At 42.5% G+C, this 741-nt stretch carries 2 protein-coding genes; both read right to left on the reverse strand.

Annotation, left to right across the window (positions count from 1 at the left end; translation table 11 throughout):
- Positions 1 to 390: hypothetical protein (locus tag A3739_RS02490; protein ID WP_156502275.1), on the reverse strand; the 390-nt coding region annotated here is incomplete at its 3' end.
- Positions 374 to 658: a succinate dehydrogenase assembly factor 2 gene (locus A3739_RS02495; protein WP_068500121.1), complete on the reverse strand. Its 285-nt coding sequence runs from the start codon at positions 656 to 658 to the stop codon at positions 374 to 376. The genes A3739_RS02490 and A3739_RS02495, both read right to left, overlap by 17 nt.
- Positions 659 to 741: the final 83 nt, after the last annotated feature.

Genomic DNA, 741 nt, shown 5'->3' on the forward strand with positions numbered 1-741 from the left:
AACGTATAGTCTGCGATGGTGATCTTTTTTACTGCTCGTTAGAGGGCTCAAGCAAATGATGTATTTCGCACCGCTATTAGTGGCTAGTACCAGAATCGCAAAGGCGTGCGTGAGCCAAACTGAGCTATGAATCGAGATTGGTAAGTAGTGTCCATCGCGACGATAAACGAGTTTTTTCCCCTCAATCATGAGAGCATTGTTGTGTGCGTGAGATTTGAAAACCGAGTAAGTTAAATAAGCATTAGTCCCTATGGCGATGCATGCAGCACCTGCACTAAATAATGAGGCTTCTGCGATTATCAACATAGCTAGTGCCACGATGCTAGGTAAGGTTAATATACCCAGCATTGCGTAGGACTGTTTAATGGTGATATTAACTTGGTTGAACACGATCCAATATCATTTTTACCATGTAAGCATGGTCTGCATTGTCCGGTACGCTCTTTTGCATGAACCACTGGAAGAGCTCAGTGTCTTCGCATGTTAAGAGGTCTTCGTATTTTGCTTTATCTTCTTCAGATAGATCTTTGTAGACTTCCTTCAAAAAGGGAACCAACAACACATCTAGCTCGAGCATCCCTCGGCGGCTATGCCAAAACAGACGATTGAACTTAATCGTTTCTGGGCAATCTTGCTGAGTATTGGCTTGGTTTGACATAAGGCTATCTCTAACTGTAAAGAGTCGAATTATAAGAATGCTCGCGCGCACTAACAAGCATCATGAGCGATGATTATAATTTT

The sequence above is a fragment of the Oleiphilus sp. HI0067 genome (assembly GCF_001635735.1).

Coding starts and splice junctions, on each gene's coding strand:
- A3739_RS02495 (WP_068500121.1), bottom strand. CDS start 658: ATGTCAAACCAAGCCAATACTCAGCAAGATTGCCCAGAAACGATTAAG.